This window comes from Sphingomonas sp. Leaf37 (genome assembly GCF_920939475.1).
Lineage (GTDB): Bacteria > Pseudomonadota > Alphaproteobacteria > Sphingomonadales > Sphingomonadaceae > Sphingomonas.
In genome coordinates this window covers 320,918-340,656 of record NZ_CAKLAX010000004.1, presented here as the reverse complement: position 1 = coordinate 340,656, position 19,739 = coordinate 320,918, and the positions used below count along the sequence as shown (strand labels likewise).

16 protein-coding genes are annotated in these 19,739 nt (G+C 66.2%); 7 read left to right on the top strand and 9 right to left on the bottom strand.

Annotated features, from left to right (window positions below):
* Positions 1-14: 14 nt before the first annotated feature.
* Both LRA87_RS15435 and LRA87_RS15430 read left to right on the top strand, forming a co-directional pair.
* Positions 15-1,211, top strand: coding sequence for an acetyl-CoA C-acyltransferase (locus tag LRA87_RS15435; RefSeq protein WP_230632789.1), 1,197 nt, complete (start codon positions 15-17; stop codon positions 1,209-1,211).
* Positions 1,212-1,296: 85 nt separating this feature from the next.
* Entirely contained in the window at positions 1,297-1,719 is a 423-nt protein-coding gene (locus tag LRA87_RS15430) for a hypothetical protein (RefSeq protein WP_230632787.1), read from the top strand.
* On the opposite strand, the gene LRA87_RS15425 is transcribed toward LRA87_RS15430, so the two are convergent.
* The 4 genes from LRA87_RS15425 to LRA87_RS15410 all read right to left on the bottom strand — a co-directional run bounded on the left by LRA87_RS15425 (position 1,676) and on the right by LRA87_RS15410 (position 6,577).
* On the bottom strand, positions 1,676-3,040 hold the full coding sequence (locus tag LRA87_RS15425; RefSeq protein ID WP_230632785.1) for a dihydrolipoamide acetyltransferase family protein: 1,365 nt from the start codon (positions 3,038-3,040) through the stop codon (positions 1,676-1,678). The genes LRA87_RS15430 and LRA87_RS15425 overlap by 44 nt on opposite strands.
* On the bottom strand, positions 3,040-4,047 hold the full coding sequence (locus tag LRA87_RS15420) for an alpha-ketoacid dehydrogenase subunit beta (RefSeq protein WP_230781638.1): 1,008 nt from the start codon (positions 4,045-4,047) through the stop codon (positions 3,040-3,042). Before LRA87_RS15420 ends, LRA87_RS15425 begins: the two co-directional genes overlap by 1 nt.
* Before the next feature lie 62 nt (positions 4,048-4,109).
* Positions 4,110-5,396, bottom strand: coding sequence for a thiamine pyrophosphate-dependent enzyme (locus tag LRA87_RS15415; RefSeq protein WP_230632783.1), 1,287 nt, complete (start codon positions 5,394-5,396; stop codon positions 4,110-4,112).
* 179 nt (positions 5,397-5,575) lie between these two features.
* On the bottom strand, positions 5,576-6,577 hold the full coding sequence (locus LRA87_RS15410; RefSeq protein ID WP_230632780.1) for a fumarylacetoacetate hydrolase family protein: 1,002 nt from the start codon (positions 6,575-6,577) through the stop codon (positions 5,576-5,578).
* A gap of 165 nt (positions 6,578-6,742) precedes the next feature.
* Between LRA87_RS15410 and LRA87_RS15405 the strand changes: the two genes are divergently transcribed.
* Positions 6,743-7,897, top strand: coding sequence for an acyl-CoA dehydrogenase family protein (locus LRA87_RS15405; RefSeq protein WP_230632778.1), 1,155 nt, complete (start codon positions 6,743-6,745; stop codon positions 7,895-7,897).
* A gap of 17 nt (positions 7,898-7,914) precedes the next feature.
* Here LRA87_RS15405 and LRA87_RS15400 read toward each other — a convergent pair whose 3' ends face one another.
* The 3 genes from LRA87_RS15400 to LRA87_RS15390 all read right to left on the bottom strand — a co-directional run bounded on the left by LRA87_RS15400 (position 7,915) and on the right by LRA87_RS15390 (position 13,736).
* On the bottom strand, positions 7,915-9,483 hold the full coding sequence (locus tag LRA87_RS15400) for a methyl-accepting chemotaxis protein (protein WP_230632776.1): 1,569 nt from the start codon (positions 9,481-9,483) through the stop codon (positions 7,915-7,917).
* Positions 9,480-9,800: a hypothetical protein gene (locus LRA87_RS15395; protein WP_230632774.1), complete on the bottom strand. Its 321-nt coding sequence runs from the start codon at positions 9,798-9,800 to the stop codon at positions 9,480-9,482. The genes LRA87_RS15400 and LRA87_RS15395 overlap by 4 nt, the downstream gene beginning before the upstream one ends.
* A gap of 318 nt (positions 9,801-10,118) precedes the next feature.
* Positions 10,119-13,736 carry an autotransporter domain-containing protein gene (locus LRA87_RS15390; RefSeq protein WP_230632772.1) on the bottom strand — a complete coding sequence of 1,206 codons (3,618 nt, stop codon included), beginning with the start codon at positions 13,734-13,736 and terminating at the stop codon, positions 10,119-10,121.
* A gap of 403 nt (positions 13,737-14,139) precedes the next feature.
* On the opposite strand from LRA87_RS15390, the gene LRA87_RS15385 reads away from it, so the two are divergent.
* Together LRA87_RS15385 and LRA87_RS15380 are read left to right on the top strand one after the other, a co-directional pair.
* Positions 14,140-15,528, top strand: a complete 1,389-nt coding sequence (locus LRA87_RS15385; protein WP_230632770.1) for a DEAD/DEAH box helicase — start codon at positions 14,140-14,142, stop codon at positions 15,526-15,528.
* Between the two features lie 114 nt (positions 15,529-15,642).
* Positions 15,643-15,909 carry a hypothetical protein gene (locus tag LRA87_RS15380; RefSeq protein ID WP_230632768.1) on the top strand — a complete coding sequence of 89 codons (267 nt, stop codon included), beginning with the start codon at positions 15,643-15,645 and terminating at the stop codon, positions 15,907-15,909.
* A 97-nt stretch (positions 15,910-16,006) separates the two neighbouring features.
* Here the strand turns inward: LRA87_RS15380 and LRA87_RS15375 are convergent, their stop codons facing one another.
* On the bottom strand, positions 16,007-16,672 hold the full coding sequence (locus LRA87_RS15375) for a nitroreductase (protein WP_230632766.1): 666 nt from the start codon (positions 16,670-16,672) through the stop codon (positions 16,007-16,009).
* 73 nt (positions 16,673-16,745) lie between these two features.
* Here LRA87_RS15375 and LRA87_RS15370 point away from each other — a divergent pair, with 73 nt between their 5' ends.
* Positions 16,746-17,915 carry an acetyl-CoA C-acetyltransferase gene (locus LRA87_RS15370; protein ID WP_230781637.1) on the top strand — a complete coding sequence of 390 codons (1,170 nt, stop codon included), beginning with the start codon at positions 16,746-16,748 and terminating at the stop codon, positions 17,913-17,915.
* A gap of 175 nt (positions 17,916-18,090) precedes the next feature.
* The gene (locus LRA87_RS15365) at positions 18,091-18,873 is read left to right on the top strand and encodes an SDR family NAD(P)-dependent oxidoreductase (protein WP_230632765.1); all 783 of its coding nucleotides are present in this window, start codon (positions 18,091-18,093) and stop codon (positions 18,871-18,873) included.
* A 19-nt stretch (positions 18,874-18,892) separates the two neighbouring features.
* Here the strand turns inward: LRA87_RS15365 and LRA87_RS15360 are convergent, their stop codons facing one another.
* Positions 18,893-19,714: a ferredoxin--NADP reductase gene (locus LRA87_RS15360; RefSeq protein WP_230632763.1), complete on the bottom strand. Its 822-nt coding sequence runs from the start codon at positions 19,712-19,714 to the stop codon at positions 18,893-18,895.
* Positions 19,715-19,739: the final 25 nt, after the last annotated feature.

Genomic DNA, 19,739 nt, shown 5'->3' with positions numbered 1-19,739 from the left:
GAAGGGCCTGCATCATGCGTGAAGCTGCGATCGTCTCCACCGCCCGCACCGCCATCGGAAAAGCGTATCGCGGCGCCTTCAATGCGACCGAAGCGCCGGTGCTGGCAGGCCATGTGATGAATGCCGCGGTCGAACGGGCGGGGATAGACCCGGCGCGGATCGACGACATCTTCTGGGGCGTCGGCAATCAATGGGGCATGACCGGCGGCAATGCCGGAAGGATGGCGGTGTTCGCCGCAGGCCTGCCGCAAAGTGTGCCGGCGTTCACGCTCGATCGCAAATGCGGGTCGGGCCTCACCTCCGTGGCATTGGCGGCGCGCACCATCATGTGCGGCGAGGCGGATGTCGCGCTCGCCGGAGGCATGGAATCGATCAGCCATACCGTGACGAAGGACGCGCCCCGCTACGTCAACCGTAGCGTCGTCGACCGGGAACCCGCCGCGTACATCCCGATGATCGAAACGGCCGAGATCGTCGCGCAACGCTACGGGATCACACGCGCCGCTCAGGACGAATATGCCGCGATGAGCCAGCAACGCGCCGCCGCCGGACTGGCCCGCGGCGCCTTTTTCGAAGAGATCGTACCGATCACGGTCGAGCGCACGCTGTTCGACAAGGGCGGCAATCGCACCGGCAGCGAGACGATCACCGTGTCTGCCGACGAAGGCATCCGCGCGGGCACGACTTTTGAGGGGCTCGCCGGGTTGAAGACGGTATGGGCCGGCGGTGACTTCACCGGTCCCGGCATCAGCGTCACTGCCGGCAATGCCAGTCAGTTATCCGACGGCGCGTCTGCGCAATTGCTGATGGACCGCGCGACGGCCGAAGCAGAAGGCAAGGATATCCTCGGCATCTACCGCGGCTTCCAGTCCGCGGGCTGCGGTCCGGACGAAATGGGCATCGGCCCCGTCTTCGCCGTACCGAAGCTCCTTGATCGCGCCGGACTGTCGGTGGCGGACATTGGCCTGTGGGAACTCAACGAGGCGTTCGCATCGCAATGCCTGTATTGCCGCGATACGCTGGGGATCGATCCCGACCGCTATAATGTCAACGGCGGTGCGATCGCGGTGGGGCATCCGTTTGGCATGACCGGCAGCCGCCTGATCGGCCATGCCCTGATCGAGGGCCGCAAGCGTGGCGTTCGCTATGTTGTGGTGACGATGTGCACGGCAGGGGGCATGGGAGCGGCCGGGCTGTTCGAGATCGTCTGACGCTGGATGGCGTTCATCGATACCAGCAATGGCGTGGTGTGCCCGTTTTGGACATTGTTCATATTGTTGAGGTAAGGTTCTCCTCATGCGGAGAACACAACGATTAGCCGCGATCATCGCGACCCTGTATTTCGCGGGTCCGGCCGACGCCGGGCCGGATCTGGAGCGTGATCGTATGTATGCAGCGACGGGTGCACGGCAACAGGCGTATTTCGTCGAACGGCTGAAGCGACTGGCCGCCGCCATCGACCGAAGCAGGGGACGCGGAGCCATCGCGCGCGCACCGGCTATGTTCATGCGTCAGGACCTGGATCGCGTCTGGCAGGAACTGAACAGGATACTCGCGCTCGACGGGCGGCTGCGCGCGCAGCAATATGCGAGCTGCGCCGCGATGCTATCCCGAATCGAACGCCGCCTGATCGAGGCCGGGTCGCAACGCGGCACGGCCCCGATCGCTACCGGCGTCAGTCGGCGAACAGCAGGACCGGCGTCTCCAGCTGCTTTTTGAGCGCCTGAACATAGCTGGCCGCGTCCCAGCCGTCGACAACGCGGTGGTCGCAACTGATCGACAGGTTCATCAGCTTCGCGCGCCGGATCTCGTCGCCCCGCCCCGTAAATACCGGGCGTTCAACGATCTTGTTGGGGCCGATGATGGCAACTTCCGGGCGATTGATGACCGGAGTCGTCGCGATACCGCCGAGCGGTCCCAGAGACGTCACGGTAATCGTGCCGTTTCCGAGTTCGTCCGGCTTCAGCTTGTTCGCGCGCGCAGCCTCGGCCAGGCGGGTGATCTCGGTCGCGAGTTGCCAGACGTTCTTGTCCTGCGCATCGCGGATCACCGGCACGGTCAGCCCCGCGTCCGTCTGCGCCGCCATGCCGAGGTGGACGCGGCCCGATCGCGTGACCACGCCGGCCTCGTCGTCGTAGCGCGCATTGAGCATCGGGAATTCGGGCAACGTGCGGCAAATCGCGACGATCAGCAGCGGCAGCATCGTCAGCTTCGGGCGTTGGCCACGGTGATCGTTCAGGTCGGCGCGCATCGCCTCCAGCGCGGTGACGTCGATTTCATCGACGTACGTGAAGTGCGGGATGTTGCGCTTCGACGCCGCCATGTTCTCCGCGATGCGACGGCGCATGCCGATGACGCGAACCTGCTCATCGGGGCGCGCGCGCGACGCACCGGGGGACTGGTAGCCCTGCCCGGCATTGTAACGCAGATACGCGTCGAGATCGGCGTGGCGCACGCGGTCGACGTCGGTCTTCACCTGGGCAAGGTCGATACCGAGGTCCTTTGCCCGCGCGCGGACTGCGGGCGATGCGAGGACATGCTCCCTCTCCCCTTGTGCCAGAGGGAGGGAGCCGCCAACGGCGGCGGAAGGGTGAGGGGGACTTTGAGGGGCGGACTCGCTTGCGCCACTCCCCCTCACCTTCCCACTCGGCTGCGCCGGGCGAGCCCCTTGCTCTGCCACAAGGGGAGAGGAGATTTTAGCCTCTTCGACCCCTGGGTTCTCCGCCTCATACTGCTGGGCGACCTCGGCCTGCTCCGGGCTGGGCGGCGCAGCCATCACGTGGCCATCCTCGTCCGCCGCATCGGTTTCGATGACCACCAGCGCGGCACCGATCGCAACCTGATCGCCGACCTCGCCCGCCAGTTCCACGACGACGCCAGATACCGGCGACTCCATCTCGACCGTCGCCTTGTCGGTCATCATGTCGGCGATGTTCTGGTCTTCCTCGACGCGGTCGCCGATCGCGACGTGCCATGCGACGATCTCGGCCTCGGCGATGCCTTCGCCGATGTCGGGCAGCTTGAAGGTGAAGCGAGCCATTATGCGTCCTTCATGATCTTCTTGAGGGCCTGGCCGATGCGGACCGGCCCCGGAAAATATGCCCATTCCAGGCTGTGTGGATACGGCGTGTCATAGCCGGTGACGCGCTCGATCGGCGCTTCGAGGTGATAGAAGCAGCGCTCCTGCACCAACGCCGACAGCTCCGCGCCGAAACCGCTGGTGCGCGTCGCCTCGTGCACGATCATGCAGCGACCGGTCTTCTTCACCGACGCCTCGATCGTCTCGATGTCGAGCGGCACGAGCGTGCGAAGGTCGACGATCTCGGCGTCGACGCCATGCTCGGCCATCACCGCGGTGCAGACGTGCACCATCGTGCCGTAGCAGAGCACGGTCAGCGCCTCGCCCTCTCGCACCACTGCCGCCTTGCCGAGCGGGACCTTGTAGTAACCGGTCGGCACCGCACCGGCGTCATGCTTCGACCAATTCTCGGCCGGCTTGTCCCAATAGCCGTTGAACGGGCCGTTGTAGATGCGCTTGGGTTCAAGAAACAGGACCGGATCGTTATCCTCGATCGCGGCGATCAGCAGCCCCTTCGCGTCATAGGGGGTCGCCGGGATCACCGTCTTCATGCCCGACACGTGCGTGAAGATGCCCTCGGGCGACTGCGAGTGCGTTTGTCCGCCGAAGATGCCGCCGCCGTAGGGCGAACGGATCGTGATCGGGGAGGTGAACTCGCCTGCCGAGCGATACCGCAGGCGCGCCGCCTCGCTGACCAGCTGGTCGAGCGCAGGGTAGATATAGTCGGCGAACTGGATTTCCGGGACCGGGCGCAGGCCATAGGCACCCATGCCGATCGCAACGCCCATAATGCCGGTCTCGGTGATCGGCGTATCGAACACCCGAGTCTTGCCGTGCTTCGCCTGCAAGCCGGCAGTGGCGCGGAAGACACCACCGAAATAGCCGACGTCCTCGCCCATCACCAGCACGTCCGGATCGCGGGTCATGCAGATGTCGAGCGCGGAGTTGATCGCCTGAATCATGTTCATGCGGGTGGTGTCGGCCGACGGTTCCGGCATGTCAGGCTGGTCCTGCATCATCGCGCCCTCGCTCACTTGCGTGCCCATGGCCGGCCGCTCGCTTCTTCTTCCGCCATCATCTGGGCCTGCTGTTCGCGCAAATGCCACGGCATCTCCTCGAACACGCCCTCGAACAGGGTATCGAGCGGCTGGTGCAGGCCGTGGCCGAGAATACCGTTCTTCTCGGCTTCCTTCTGCTCGGCCTTGACGTACTCGGCCAATTCCCGGTCCTGCGCCGCGTGGCGCTCCTCGTCCCATTCGCCGATGGTGATGAGGTGGTGCTTCAACCGCGCGACCGGATCGCCCAGTGGCCATGCCGTCGGTTCGCCCGCACTGCGATACTGGGTAGGATCGTCGGAGGTCGAATGACCCTCGGCCCGATAGGTGAAATGCTCGATCAGCGTCGGGCCGGCGTTGGTCCGCGCACGCTCGGCGGCCCACATCGTCGCGGCATAGACCGCCAGCGCATCGTTGCCGTCGACACGCAGTCCAGCGATCCCGTAACCGATCGCCCGCGCGGCGAAGGTCGTCGCTTCCGCGCCCGCGAACCCGGAGAAGCTCGAAATCGCCCATTGGTTGTTGACGACGTTGAAGATCACGGGCGCGCGATACACCGCGGCAAAGGTGCAGGCGGAATGGAAGTCGCCCTCCGCGGTCGATCCCTCGCCGCACCACACCGCGGCGATCCGCGTGTCGCCCTTCGCGGCGGACGCCATCGCCCACCCGACGGCCTGCGGATATTGCGTGGTGAGGTTGCCCGAGATCGAGAAGAACCCGTGGTCGCGCGCCGAATACATGATCGGCAGCTGCTTGCCCTGCAACTTGTCGCCGCGGTTCGAATAGATCTGGTTCATCATCTCGACCAGCGGATAGCCGCGCGAGATCAGCAGGCCCTGCTGACGATAGGACGGGAAGCACATATCCTCGAAATCGAGCGCCTGCGCCGCGGCGATCGACACCGCCTCCTCGCCTGTCGCTTTCATGTAGAAGCTGGTCTTGCCCTGCCGCTGCGCGCGAAACATTCGCTCGTCGAAGGCACGAAGCAGCGCCATGTTGCGCAACATCCGGCGCAATACATCGGGCGACAGCTTCGGATCCCATGGCCCGACCGCCCTGCCCTCTTCGTCGAGAACACGAACCATCGTGTACGCGAGTTCGGTGAAATCGTGTGCGGAATCCGCAGTATCGGGACGTCGCGCCGAACCAGCAGGCGGCACGTCCACACCGACGAAATCGACGGCATCGCCTGGCCGGAACTTGGGTTCCGGCACGTGCAGCGTAAGCGGCTGCAAATTGGCGCGAGGATGCTCGCTGGCCACGTGTCTCTCTCCTCTACGTCCGGCGAGAGTCGCCGACGCTGTTGATTGATCCTGTTGCGCCGTTGTAATTAAATTTCAAGCGGGTTTTATGGTGTGCGGGACGTACCGAATGGAACGCAGGATGTGCAGCGACGCTCCGAGCTCCTCCCCCGCTAAAGCGAGGGAGGAATCACAGCGACCTACTCCACCGTCTGCTCGATAACGCCAAAGATCGGGTGATGCTTGTCATCCTCCGCCCAGATGCGGATCGTATCCCCCTTCTTCAGGAACGGCGTCACCGGTTTGCCTCCGGCAATCGTCTCGACCGTGCGGATTTCTGCGAGACAGGAATAACCCACGCCACCCGCTTCGATCGTCTGTCCGGCTCCGCCATCCGGTCCGCGGTTCGAAACGGTGCCAGAACCGACGATCGTGCCGGCCCCCAGCTTCCGCGTCTTCGCCGCATGTGCGACCAGAGTGCCGAAGTCGAAGGTCATGTCCTCACCCGCCTCGGCGCGGCCGAACGGCTTGCCGTTCAGGTCGACCATCAGCTTGCGGTGCAGCTTGCCGCCCTGCCACCACTCGCCCAGCGCATCCGGCGTCACGAACACCGGCGAAAAAGCGCTCGCGGGTTTGGACTGGAAGAACCCGAAACCCTTGGCGAGTTCGCCGGGGATCAGGTTGCGCAAGGACACGTCGTTGGTCAACCCGACCAGTCGTACGGCGGCCAGCGCCTCGTCCCGGCTGGCGCCTAGGGGCACATCGCCGGTGACGACCACCACCTCGCCCTCCAGATCGCACCCCCAGGCCTCGTCGGCGAGCGGGATCGGATCGCGCGGGCCGAGGAAGCCGTCCGATCCGCCCTGGTACATCAGCGGATCATGCCAGAACGTCTCCGGCATCTCGGCGGCGCGTGCCTTTCGCACCAGCGCGACGTGGTTCACATAGGCCGATCCATCCGCCCATTGATAGGCGCGCGGCAACGGCGCTGCCGCGTCGTGTTCGTGGAACCGTTCGCGCGGGATGACCGCATGCTCCAGATCGGTCGCGAGATTCAGCAGGTCGGGAAGCAGCCGGTCCCAATCGTCGAGCGCCGCTTGCAGGGTCGGCACGATATGGCCTGCGTCGGCATACCAGGCGAGATCGTTGGACACGACGACGAGCTTGCCGTCACGTCCATGCTTCAGGCTGGCGAGTTTCATGCAGGCATCCTCTTGTCGTTGAACTGCCTGTGTATCGGCTCCGCCACGGCCGTGCACCGGAAAAGTAACACGCGATACCTATCGCCATAACATTTGTTACTTTGTACTTGACGGGTGACGCCGGGGTCCGCAGCCTCTCCGCAAAACGGAAGAGGAGAGATCGGCATGACGCTCGACGATGTCGCGGGACGGTTCGCCTATGGCGAGGATCAAGAGGCATTCCGCCAGACGGTGCGCAGTTTCCTGCGCAAGGAAGGCGTGCCGAACGTCACCGACTGGGAAGCGAACCGGCTGGTGCCCCCGTCGTTCTGGCGACAGGCGGGCGAGGTCGGCATGCTATGCCCTACGGTGCCCGAGGCATATGGCGGCCTTGGTCTCGACTTCGGCTACAACGCGATCGTCAACGAGGAGCTGACCTACAACGGCGTCCCCGCCGGCTTCACGCTGCAGTCCGACATCGTCGTCGGCTATCTCGAGCATTACGGGTCGGAAGAACAGAAGCGATACTGGCTGCCGCGCATGGTGTCGGGCGAGACGATCAGCGCGATCGCGATGACCGAGCCGGGGACGGGCAGCGACCTTCAGGCGATCCGCACCTCGGCGAAGCGCGACGGCAATCATTACGTCGTCAACGGCAGCAAGACCTATATCACCAACGGCCAGAACGCCGACCTGATCCTGGTCGTCGCCAAGACTGATCCCGCCGCACAGCCTGCCTATAAGGGCATGTCGATCATCCTCGTCGAGGCGGACCGCGAAGGCTTTCGCCGCGGCCGCAAGCTCGACAAGATCGGGCAGGAGGCGGCGGACACGTCGGAATTGTTCTTCGACGACGTGCGCGTGCCGATCACCAATTGCCTCGGCGAAGAGGGCAAGGGCTTCGTCTATCTGATGAGCCAGTTGCCACAGGAACGTCTGTCGATCGCGGTCGGCGCACAGGCCTCGTCCCAGAAGGCGTTCGACGAGACGGTCGCCTTCACCAAGGATCGCAAGGCGTTCGCCGGTGTGGTCTTCGATTTCCAGAACACCCGTTTCGTCCTGGCAGAGCTCGCGGCGAAGCTTCAGGTCGGCTGGGCGCATCTCGACTGGGCGATCTGCCGCCATCTGGACGGCAAATTGACCAACGAGGAGGGCGCCGCGGCGAAGCTGTGGCACACCGACCTGCAATGGGAGGTGATGGACGCCTGCCTCCAGCTGCATGGCGGGGCGGGATATATGAACGAATACCCGATCGCGCGGGCATGGCGCGCCGCGCGGGTCAGTCGAATCTACGGCGGCACGAACGAGATCATGAAGGAGGTGATCGGCCGCAAGCTATAGGCGGGATCGTCCGGAGGTCACGATGCCCGGATCGTACCGCTCCGCAATTCCCGGACCACGCTGTCCGTGGACACGCGCAGGCTACGCGCATGCTCCGACAGCCGCGCCGCCGCCTCGCGCACTTCGGCCGACAGCGTGCCGGCGGTGTTCGCCGCCGCGGCGACGTCGCCGATCCGCTCCTCGATCGTCTTCGCGCCCGCCGCCGCCTCTCGCACGCTGCGTTCGATCCGGGTCGCGGCATCGCGCTGGCCCTGCATGGCCGTCCGGATGTCCGCCGTCGCGATCGCCACGCGCGAGACCGCGGCGGATGCCTTGCCGAGATCGTTCGCGGCGGTGTCGACGCCATGTTCGACGCTGGCGATCAGCGCCGCGATCTTGTCCGTCGTGCGGCTGGTCGCGGACGCCAGTTGCTTGACCTCCCCCGCCACCACCGAAAAGCCGACGCCCGCGGCCCCGGCCCGCGCGGCCTCGATCGTCGCGTTCAACGCGAGCAGGTTCGTCTGGGCGGCGATGCCGTTGATTTCGCCGACGAAGCCGTTGATCGCACCGGCACGGACGGCGAGATCCTGCACCGCCCGATCGCCATTGGCCGCATTGTCCTGCGCGGTGACGGTCAAGGCGCTTTGCTCTTCCGCACTGCGCGCGACGCTGGCGATGGTGTTGGCGAGGTCGACCACATCCCGCTGCACGCCGCGTACCGCTTCCGCCGCCTTGGTCGCCCCTGTCGCCGCATCGTTGGCGCGACGGCCGGTATCGGCGGCGATCGCGTTGAGCGACGTCGCCGACCCCTCCAGGCGGCCGGAGGCTTCCTCCAGCGCAACGGCGACCTCGACGACCGTCGCTTCCATGCCGGCAGCAAGCGTCAGCAGCTCGGCATGACGGCGCGCCTTGATCCGGGCTTCCGCTGCATTGCGTTCGCGCCGTTCGTGCATCTCTCTCGCTTCGGCGCTGCGTGCCGCATCAAGTGCGGCAACCGCCCGCTCGCGCGCTTGCGCCGCCACGGCGCGTTCGGTATCCGCCGTCGCCGCCAGCCGCTCGCTTTCGACCCTTGCCACGTCTTGCTTCGTCAGCAGACGCAGCAGTTGCTCCGCCGCATAGCTCAGCGCGATCGTCTGCAAACCGACCGCCGCGGCATGGAATAGGACGCGGCCGGTATCGGTCTGGCCATCGGCGAACACCAACGCCGGCATCACCAGATCCAGCGTCAGATGATGCACGGCGATCAGCACCGCCGCGAGCACGATCGGCCGCCAGTCGCACAGCAGCACGAGCATCGACAGGCCCACGAAGAAGAACATATGGCCGTCCATCTGCCACGGCCCGCCCGCCAGCAATATCACCAGCAGCGCCGGAAGCAGCGCCAGCACGACGGCAATGGACAGCAATGCCGGCAGATCGGCGCGACCCTGCAGCGCCATCCGGGTAGGCAGCAGCAGGAACAGTCCGCCGATCACCGGACAGACGAGCGCGATGCCATGCCCGATCCCGATCGCCATGACGGCGAGTGCCGTGACACAGAGCCACCCGAACAGCACGAGCTTGCGCACACCGCCCGCACGCAAGGCATAGACCGAATCGACCGTCATGCCGCCGCCTCCTTCCCGCAGATCACCGTCGGCGCTCCGAGCGTCAGCACGCCCTTCGACAGCAACGGCCATGCGAGGCTCATCAGGCGCCCGCGAACCAGCAGACTGCCCCGTGTCGGCCCGGCCGCGACGATCAAAGCGCCATGGCGCACCGCTATGTCCGCCGGTGAGCGGTCAGACCGGAGCGGTACGAGCAACAGATCACCCTCGATCGGCGGCGCCAGGGCGAATGCGGGGACCAGCACCATCGCTGCCGCCACCTGCCATGCGGTTGCGAGCCAGGGGGATGATCGGGCGTGTCGACCGGAAAGAACCATAATGGTCACATACGGCCAGGCTGGTTTCCCGAAGGTAAACGCCGCGCCAACCAACAGCGGCTAACGGTCCGTCGACACTACATAAAAGACGGCGTTGACGTGCTGCACTGCGCTATTTCCCGCATCGTTGCGCCGCCGGTTTGCAAGACGCGTTTGCTGAATATCCGGCCGGTCGCATGCATGACGGACGGCCAAAATCCCATACGGCAGACAGCAGGATGGCTCCGATGCGAGCATCGGAGCCATCACGTTGCGTTCGGCTGTTACATGCGGTCGCTCGCCCGGGCAAGGCAGCGACCGCATGTGGCTATGCCGCGATCAGAACTTGAACTTGACCGCGCCGCGATACGCCTGGTTGCGGACGTCGTCGCGTTCGATCGTCGTGTCCGCGCTCAGCGACAGTTCGAACATGCCGCTCGAATAGGACAGCCCCGCCGCGATCTCGCCCCAGTTGCGATCCTGGCTCGTCAGCGCGAAGCCCGCCGGCGCGGTGCCGCCGAAGAAGTTCGCGGTGAACACACCCGGCTGGTTCTTGAAGTCGTGGACGAAATAGGCCGAGGCGAACGGCTTGAGCACCTGACCACCCGCGATCTGCAACCCTGCACGACCCTGATGGCTTTCCAGTTCGTACCGGTCGAACCGCAGCGCACCGTTCCCGCCGGTCTCCACCGTCGGGGTGAAGCCGACGCGGTTGATCCGGCCGGCGACGCGCGGCCCGATCTGGAAACCGCCGACGTCGAACATCTGCGCCACACCGACCTCCGCCGACACCGCGAGCGCATTGTCGCGACTGCGCAGGTTCGACGTGGTGCCGACGATCGACACGGTGCGATTGGTGCGTGCCTGGAACACGCCGCCGCTCACCTGTGCGTCGAGCACCTGACCGCTCGGGCTCTGCGCCTTGGCGAACAGCGTTCCCTGGAACAGCTCGCCACGCGCGCTCTGCGCCACGCCGCCGGTGCTGCCGTCGAGCTTGGTGTAGCCGAAGCCGAAGCCGATCACGCCATTGTCGCCGGCCTTCGCCTCGATCCCGCTGACCACATAGAAGCCGTCGAAATCGTCACGGCCACCGAAAGGCCGTGCATCGCGCAGGCTGCGGCTGTCGCCGTCGACATAGCCGCCTGCGATGAAGACGTTGACGTTCTCGGGCAGCACGCCCTCGCGGACCGTGGTCGACGTCGTGTCGCTCGCGGTCGCTTGCGTCGCCGGCAGGTCGCTCGCCATCAGCGAGGCGAACTGCAACGGCTGACCGGTCATGGTCAGCGTTCCGCCCATCGTCTCGCTGGCGTCGATCCCGGCGAGGTGCTGGCGATAGAAGCGCGACATATTCTCGGTCGCGACCGTGGCCATGCCGAACTTCAGCGGCGTGGTGCGCGGCGCGAAGCCTTCCAGCGTCGACTGGATCGTCGCCGCATTCTGAAGGTCGAGGATGCCGTACAGGCCGGACAGGCTGCCATAGTTCGCGGCGCGGTTACGATCGAGCAGGCCGGCGAACGCGGTCTGGATCGGCGTGGCGGCGACGACGCTGGCATAGGTGCCCGCGACGATCCGCGCCTGTACGCTGTTCGCCGAATAGACGAACTGCGGGGTCAGGATCGCGGACAAGGCGGCCGGCGACTGGAACGTGCCGGAGATGCCGCCCGCGGCGGTCAGAATGGTGTAGACGTCGTTGAAGCGGATCGTGTGTCCGGCCACCGCGGCGAAGCCGACGCGTCCGCCGATGTTGGCGAGACCATCGGTGGTGCCGTTGCGGACCACGGCGATGCTGTCCGACGATCCGTTCGGACCGACATCCACCAGCACCGTGCTGGCCGATGCCAGGATCAAGTTGCCGCCGACGGTCAGCGTGCCGATCGTCCCCGTCGTCCCCGGCGCGATCATGCCCGACACGTTGGTGAGGAACGGCGCATTGAACCGGCCCGAACCGGTGATCATGCCACCCAGGTTCATGTAGTCGCCGCGGCTGTTGATGATGCCGTTGTTGTCGACGACGCCGGTCACCTGCGTGACGCCCATCAGGCTGGTCAGCGATCCACCGGACGTGACCGCAAGCCGGGCGGTGCTGCCCGCGACGGTGAAGCGATCGATCGTCACCGCGGTGTTGAGCGTCGTCGTTCCCGCGGCCGTCAGCGAGACGTCGTAATAGCGCGCGCTCACCTTCGTCACCCGGTTCGGATCGACGTTGTTGGGGACGAAGTTGGTCGCACCGGGCAGACCGTTGGCCGGCGTCGGCGCTGGTGTGGCGACGACCGCCAACGGAGCGGCCTCGCCGGCCTGTGCGACGTTCTCTCCCCCGACCAGCAGCGATGCGTCGGCGCGCGTCGGCTGGCTGGCGTTCTCGACCCCGATCCCGGTGCCGACGATCGCAGCCGTATCGGCGGTGGTTGCCGGAACCGTGCCCGATCCCGCGACCGGCTGGCCGTTGATGAACTCGATGCCGGTCTTCAGATCCTGACAGTCACTGACCGTCGCGGTCTCGAAGCAGACCTTGCCGAACTTGTTGGCGTCCCCCGCGATGCCCGCACCCGTCAGGGTCGGCAGGCCGTTCGCCAGCTGGCCGTTGACGATCACCTGATAATTGGGATCGAGCGCCGTCACCCAGCGCGCTGCGTCCGTCCACAGGCCGTCGCCGGCCTTGGTCTGCGCATAGCGATAGGGATTGTTCGCGACCACATAGTCCCAGAACAGGTAGAGCGGCTGGTAGAAGCTTTCCGTTCCGTACGAGCCGAACGGCTGCGCGGCATAGAACCGGCTGCCACCCGACAGCACGCCGATCACGACCTGCTTCGCGAACGCCCGGTCGAGGATCAGCGGACCACCAGAATCGCCGCCTGCCGTGGTGCCCTCGTTGGGCAGCGCGTTGTCCTTGAACAGGTTGAAGTCGTACGGGCTCTTGGCGGCCGTGCCACGACGCGGATCGTCCATGTCGAGCTGGTACAGGTTCTGCGGCAGGCCACTGGTCGAACCGAAGATGAAGGCATCGCGATCGTTGAACGATCCGAGGATACCGATCGTGTTCTCGGCGATACGGCGGCGGTAATCGACGGCCAGCGTGTCGCCGGTGGTCGTCGTCGCGGTGCCGCTGCGCCCATAACCGGTGATCGTGACGTGATAGCCGGTTCCGGTCGTGTCGCTGATCGACGCAGGGGCCGGCAGAGCGGAGAACAGCAGCGCCCAGGTCGGCACGTTCGCCGCTGGCGTATCGAGCGTCGCGATCGCGACGTCCGCCTGCAGGAAGTTCTGTGCGAGACCGAGCTTCAGCGAGTCGGCGTTATAGACGACCTGATTGACGTTATAGAGGAAATTGGAGGTGCTGGTTTTGAATTGGTTGGCGTTGGCCGCGCCGGTGGCGGTCGTCGCCAGATACCAGTCGCGCACTGCGGGCAGGTTGTTCGCCTGGAAACCGAAGGCGATCGGGATGCCGCCGCCGGCGGAGCCATACTGCCACGGGTCCTGTGCGCCGGTGCCTGCGCTGTTCTCGTTGACGCAGTGCGCGGCGAAGATCACGGTGCGCGGGTTGATGAGCGTGCCGGTGCAGACGCCGATGCCGTCGGCATAGGCGATCGTCATGTTGCCGACGCCGTTGACGCTGGTGCCGAGATCGAGCGACGTCGTCGAAGTGCCCGGCTGGCGGATGACGATGTTCGGCTCGTTCTGCAGCGACGACAGCGGCAGCGCGCGATTCTGCTCGATCATCGCGCCGAGGTTCGCGAGCGGCGTCAGCGTCACGCCCTGTGCGATGTTGTCGACGAACACCGGCCGCTCCGAGTGGGCGATCGTGTCCAGACCGGAGATCGAAAGCCGGCCGGTGGCCTGCGCGACATTTTCCACCGATGTCGGTGCGACCTGCGCATGCGCCATCGTCGGCAGCGCGATCAGAGCAGTGGATGCGAGAAGCGCGCGGCGCGCGGCGCCACGGATTGCGGTGTCAGCCATCGTCGTATTAAACCCCTGTTTATCCGCCGCTCTCCCAAGCGGCTTATCGGATGGCGGCGACCGTATCGGTGGGCCGATGCGTGTCAAGGCAAGAAGCCGGCCGGGCGGGCTTTCGAACCAGATCGGACCAGAGTGTTGATAGAGTGCAACACTTCATGTTGGTCGCGTAACGGCTTTCGGCATCCGTCTTGACTTTTGCCGCAGCGCAGCGCACATGGCGCTCAATCGAGGCGTCATGCAGCGTGAACGGGTCGGCCTAGCGCCAACCCCGGCTCCGCCTCGGTCGATACGCTCAGGGCTTCCCTATTCACGCGGGGTGTCAGTTTCCCCCGCCCCCTGCGAGCCGTTTCCACCCATGGATTCCGGCGCGCGGGTCAGGCCCCGTTTTGAAGGCTAACTACCCATGTCATTCGCCAACCTCGGCCTCGCCGAGCCCCTCGTCCGTGCGCTCGAAGCCAAGGGCTACACCACCCCCACCCCGATCCAGGCGCAGTCGATCCCGATCCTGCTTGAAGGCGGCGACCTGCTCGGCATCGCGCAGACCGGCACCGGCAAGACCGCCGCGTTCGTGCTGCCGTCGATCCAGCGCCTGACCGAAAACCAGAAGCGCGTGCTGCCGACGCATTGCCGCATGCTCGTCCTCGCGCCGACGCGTGAACTCGCCAGCCAGATCGCCGACAATGCGCGTGGCTACGGCCAGTTCAGCAAGCTGTCGGTCGCGACCGTGTTCGGCGGCACCAGCATCAACAAGAACCGCCAGGATCTCAGCCGCGGCGTCGACATCCTCGTCGCCACGCCGGGCCGCCTGATCGATCTGGTCGAGCAGGGCATGTGCAACCTGTCGATGATCGAGATCCTGGTGCTCGACGAAGCCGACCAGATGATGGATCTGGGCTTCATCCATGCGCTCAAGAAGATCGTGCGGATGATCCCGCGCAAGCGCCAGACCCTGTTCTTCTCGGCGACGATGCCGGTCGCGATCCGCGAGCTGGCCAACCAGTTCCTGCACGAGCCGAAGACGGTGTCGGTCGTTCCGGCATCGACCACCGCCGAGCGCGTCGACCAGTATGTCACCTTCGTCAACCAGTCGGAAAAGCAGGCGCTGCTGACGATCGTGTTGCAGGACCCGACGATCAATCGCGCATTGGTCTTCACCCGCACCAAGCACGGCGCCGACCGCGTCGTGAAGCTGCTGGCGGGCAACGGCATTCCGGCGAACGCGATCCACGGCAACAAGAGCCAGGGCCAGCGCGAGCGCGCATTGGGCGAGTTCAAGGACGGCAAGACCAAGGTGCTGGTCGCCACCGACATCGCCGCGCGCGGCATCGACGTGTCGGGCGTCAGCCACGTCATCAACTTCGAACTGCCGAACGTCGCCGAGCAATACGTCCACCGCATCGGCCGCACCGCGCGTGCGGGTGCCAGCGGCATCGCTGTCGCGTTCTGCGCGGATGACGAGCGTCCGTACCTGAAGGATATCGAGAAGCTGACCCGCCAGAAGGTTGCCGTGCAGCCGCTGCCGGAGAACTTCCAGGGACTGTCGAACGAGATCAAGGCGACCCGCGTCAAGGCGATCGGTGCCGATCCCGCCCCGCGCGCCGACCTGCCGCGCGGCCAGCGCCAGCCGGCGCGGCCGCGCGCGACGCATGCGCCGACCGCAACGCGCAACTACGCCAACGCCAGCCGTGGCGGTCAGCGTAGCGGTAGCGGCGGTGGTTCGGGTGGTGGCGGTCGCGGCCGTTCGGGCGGCGGCGGCGGTGGTCGCGGCCAGGGCAGCGGCGCGGCGCGCTGATCCCCCTTCCCTGCTGACGCATGACGGCCCGGTGAGCTTCGCTTGCCGGGCCGTTTGCTTTGGGCTCGCAACCGACGCGGACCTCAGGCATTCTCCCGTCGAAGGAGAGCCAATATGGACGTGTCCACCACGCCGATCGCCGAACGGATCGCCCGCGTACTTGCCGGGCAGCGGATCAGCGTCAATGCCGGCGGCTACGCCGAGAGCGCCGGGGATCAGGTGGACAGCGCGTGGCGCGATTACCTGCCCGATGCGCTGGCCGTGTTGCGGACGCTACGCGAGCCGGATCAGGCAATGGCCGCGGCGGGCGATCCGGCAGTATGGGAGCGGATGGTGCTGGCAGCGATCAAGGAGTCGAAGCCGGTCAGCGTGGTTCTGTAGCTCCGCGGTCGCCCCAACGCTTCCGTCACCCCGGACTAGTTCCGGAGTGACGAAGGATGTTCGGTGGGCCTTTACGCCCAAACATCACAGTTGCCACTCACGCAACGACGCTCAGCCACTCCCCCGCATCCGCCCTCTCGCTCCGCAGCGCATTGGCCGGCGCATCGATGTCCTCGAACCCGATCGCCACGCCACAGAACAGCATCCGTCCCTCCGGCAGCCCAAGCGTCACCCCCACCGTCTCCGGAAACATCGCCCAGCATTCCTGCGGACACGTCGCCAGCCCCGCCTCCACCGCGAGCAGCATCAGCGTCTGGAGGTACATGCCGAGGTCCGACCATTGCGGCGGCCCCATTTCCCGGTCGACCGAACAGAAATACGCCGCCGGCGCCCCGAAGAAGCGGAAGTTCTCCGCGAACCAGCGCCGCCGGGCATCACGATCCGCCCGCGGGATGCCGAGGTGGCCGTACAGCGCCTCCCCCACCTCCGAGCGCCGCGCGCGATAAGGATCATCCAGCTCTAGCGGATAGACCGCATAGTCCGGCGTCTCCGTCTCGCCGCGCATCAGCTTCGCAGCGACCATGGCCTTCAGTCGCGCCAGAGCGTCGCCGTGAACGATATGCACGTGCCACGGCTGCAGGTTGCCCCCGGACGGCGCCCGCGCCGCCGCCTCCGCCAGCCCGCGCAGCGTCGCCAGCTCGACCGGCGTATCCAGGAACCCGCGCACCGATCGCCGCGCCTGCACCGCGTCCCGCACATCCATATCGATCCCCTTGCGCTTCGCCGCCGATTACGCGACACAGCACCACAATAACAAGAGTTATGGAGAGAGGATGATGGCGGAAGCCTATATCGTCGAGGCGGTGCGGACCGCCGGCGGGCGTCGCGGCGGACGGCTTGCGGGGTGGCACCCGGCGGACATGGCAGCGGCGGTGCTCGACGCGATCATCGACCGCAGCGGCATCGATCCCGCCGCGGTCGAGGACGTCATCATGGGCTGCGTCAGCCAGGGCGGCGAGCAGGGCTTTCAGGTCGGTCGCGGCGCGGTGCTCGCCTCTAAACTGCCGACCAGCGTCCCCGCCGTCACCATCGACCGCCAGTGCGGATCGAGCCAGCAGGCGATCCAGTTCGCGGCGCAGGCGGTGATGAGCGGCACGCAGGACGTCGTTATCGCCGCCGGCGTGGAGAGCATGACCCGCGTACCCATGGGATCGACCGGCGCATTGTTCGCGCAAGCGGGCCTCGGCAAGGCGAAGAGCCCGCGGCAGGAGGCGCGCTTCCCCGACGTCCAGTTCAGCCAGTTCATGGGCGCGGAGATGATCGCGCGCAAATACGGCTTCGATCGCGCGGCGCTCGACGCCTATGCGCTCGAAAGCCACCGCCGCGCCGCGGCCGCCACCCAGGCCGGCGTGTTTCGCGGCGAGATCGTCGGGCTGGAGGTGGAGACGCCCGACGGCCCGGCGCTGCACGACCATGACGAGGGCATCCGTTACGACGCCTCGCCCGAGACGATCGGCGCGGTCAAGCTGCTACAGGAGGGCGGCACGATCACCGCCGCCAACGCCAGCCAGATCTGCGACGGATCGAGCGCGGTGCTGGTGGTGAGCGAGGCGGCGCTGAAGACGTACGGCCTGACCCCGCTGGCGCGCATTCACAATCTGACCGTCACCGGCGGCGATCCCGTCATCATGCTCGAGGAACCGCTGTTCGCCACTGACAAGGCGCTGCGGCGCGCCGGCATGCGGATCGAGGACATCGACCTGTACGAGGTGAACGAGGCATTCGCACCGGTGCCGCTGGCATGGTTGCAGCACATCGGCGGCGACCCCGCGCGGCTCAACGTCAACGGCGGCGCGATCGCGCTCGGCCATCCGCTCGGCGCGAGTGGCACGAAGCTGATGGCGACCCTGATCCACGCGTTGCACGCGCGCGGCGGCCGCTACGGCCTCCAGACGATGTGCGAAGGCGGCGGCATCGCCAACGTCACGATCGTCGAGCGGCTCTGACCCGCCACGTTCCTCCCCCGCCAGGGGGAGGTGGCGCGGCGAAGCCGTGACGGAGGGGGAGGCAAGCGGCGAATTCTGTATCAAGCGCGTCGCTTACCTCCCTCTCCACCATTCGGCTGACGCCGAACGGTCCCCCTCCCCCTCGCGGGGAACGCATGCAGAGAAAAGGGAAAGCATGATCATCACCGACACCACAGCCGCCATCGTCACCGGCGGTGCCTCCGGCCTCGGCGCCGCGACCGCCCGCGCGCTCGCCGCCAAGGGGGCAAAAGTCGCGATCTTCGACCTGCAATGCGAAAAGGGCGAGGCGCTCGCGGCCGAGATCGGCGGCGTCTTTTGCGAGGTCAACGTCACCAGCGACGACAGCGTCGATGCCGGCTTTGCCCGCGCTCGCGAGGCGCACGGCCAGGAATCGGTGCTGGTCTGCTGCGCCGGCACCGGCAACGCGGTGAAGACCGCCAGCCGATCGAAGGAAGATGGCAGCATCAAGCACTTCCCGCTGGAAGCGTTCAACTGGCTCATCCAGATCAACCTCGTCGGCACCTTCCGCTGTGTCGCCAAATCGGCCGCCGGCATGCTGACGCTGGCGCCAGGTGAGCACGGCGAGCGCGGTGCGATCGTCATGACCGCCAGCGTCGCGGCGGAGGACGGCCAGATCGGTCAGGCCGCCTATTCCGCGTCGAAGGGAGGCGTCGTCGGCATGACCCTGCCGATCGCGCGCGACCTGATGAGCGAAGGCATCCGGGTGAACACGATCCTGCCCGGCATCTTCGACACACCGCTGCTGCAAGGCGCTCCGCAGCCGGTCAAGGACGGGCTCGCCGCCAGCGTCCCCTTCCCGAAGCGACTGGGCGATCCGGCAGAATATGCCCATCTCGCCCTGACGCTGATCGAAAACGGCTATTTCAACGGCGAGGATATCCGCCTCGACGGTGGGATCAGGATGGCGCCGCGCTGACGCCATCCCGAACCGGCGTTCAGTCGACGAACGCTCGCTCGATCACATACGTCCCGGCCTTGGCGTTCGACCCTTCCTCGAAGCCGATTGAGTCGAGCATCGCCGCCGTTTCCCGGATCATAGCCATGCTTCCGCACAGCATGATCCGGTCGGTTTCCGGATCGAGCTTCTTCGCACCCTGTACCGGATCGCCGAACAGCGCCGCGCTTTCGATCAGGTCGCCGATACGCCCCGTCGTCCGGAACGGCTCGCGCGTCACGGTCGGGATATAGTGGAACTGCTGCTGCGCCTCGTCCGATACCAGCGGGTCGTCCGCCAGCCGTGCCTGCAATTCGTCGTGATAGGCCAGATCGCTGACCTGCCGCACCGAATGCACCAGAATGACCTGATCGAACATGCTGTACACGTCGGGATCCCGCGCGAGGCTCAGGAACGGCGCAAGGCCCGTGCCGGTCGAGAAGAAGAACAGCCGCTTGCCGCCGACCAGAGCGTCGGTGACCAGCGTCCCCGTCGGCTTCCTGCCCATATACACTTCGTCGCCCGGCTCGATCAGCTGAAGCTTCGACGTCAGCGGCCCGTCCTCGACCTTGATCGACAGGAACTCCAGTTCCTCGGCATAATGCGGCGACGCGATCGAATAGGCGCGCATGATCGGCTTCGCGCCCTGGCCCTCACCCGGCAACCCGATCATCACGAACTCGCCCGAACGGAAGCGGAAGCTCGCCGGCCGCTCGACCGCGAAGCTGAACAGCCGGTCGTTCCAATGACGCACCCAGAGCACCTTGACGTTGGCGAACGCCTTGGTCTCGGGCAGGGTTATTGGGCTACGGACATCGGTCATCGATCAGGCGCTTCGGGTTGTTTGC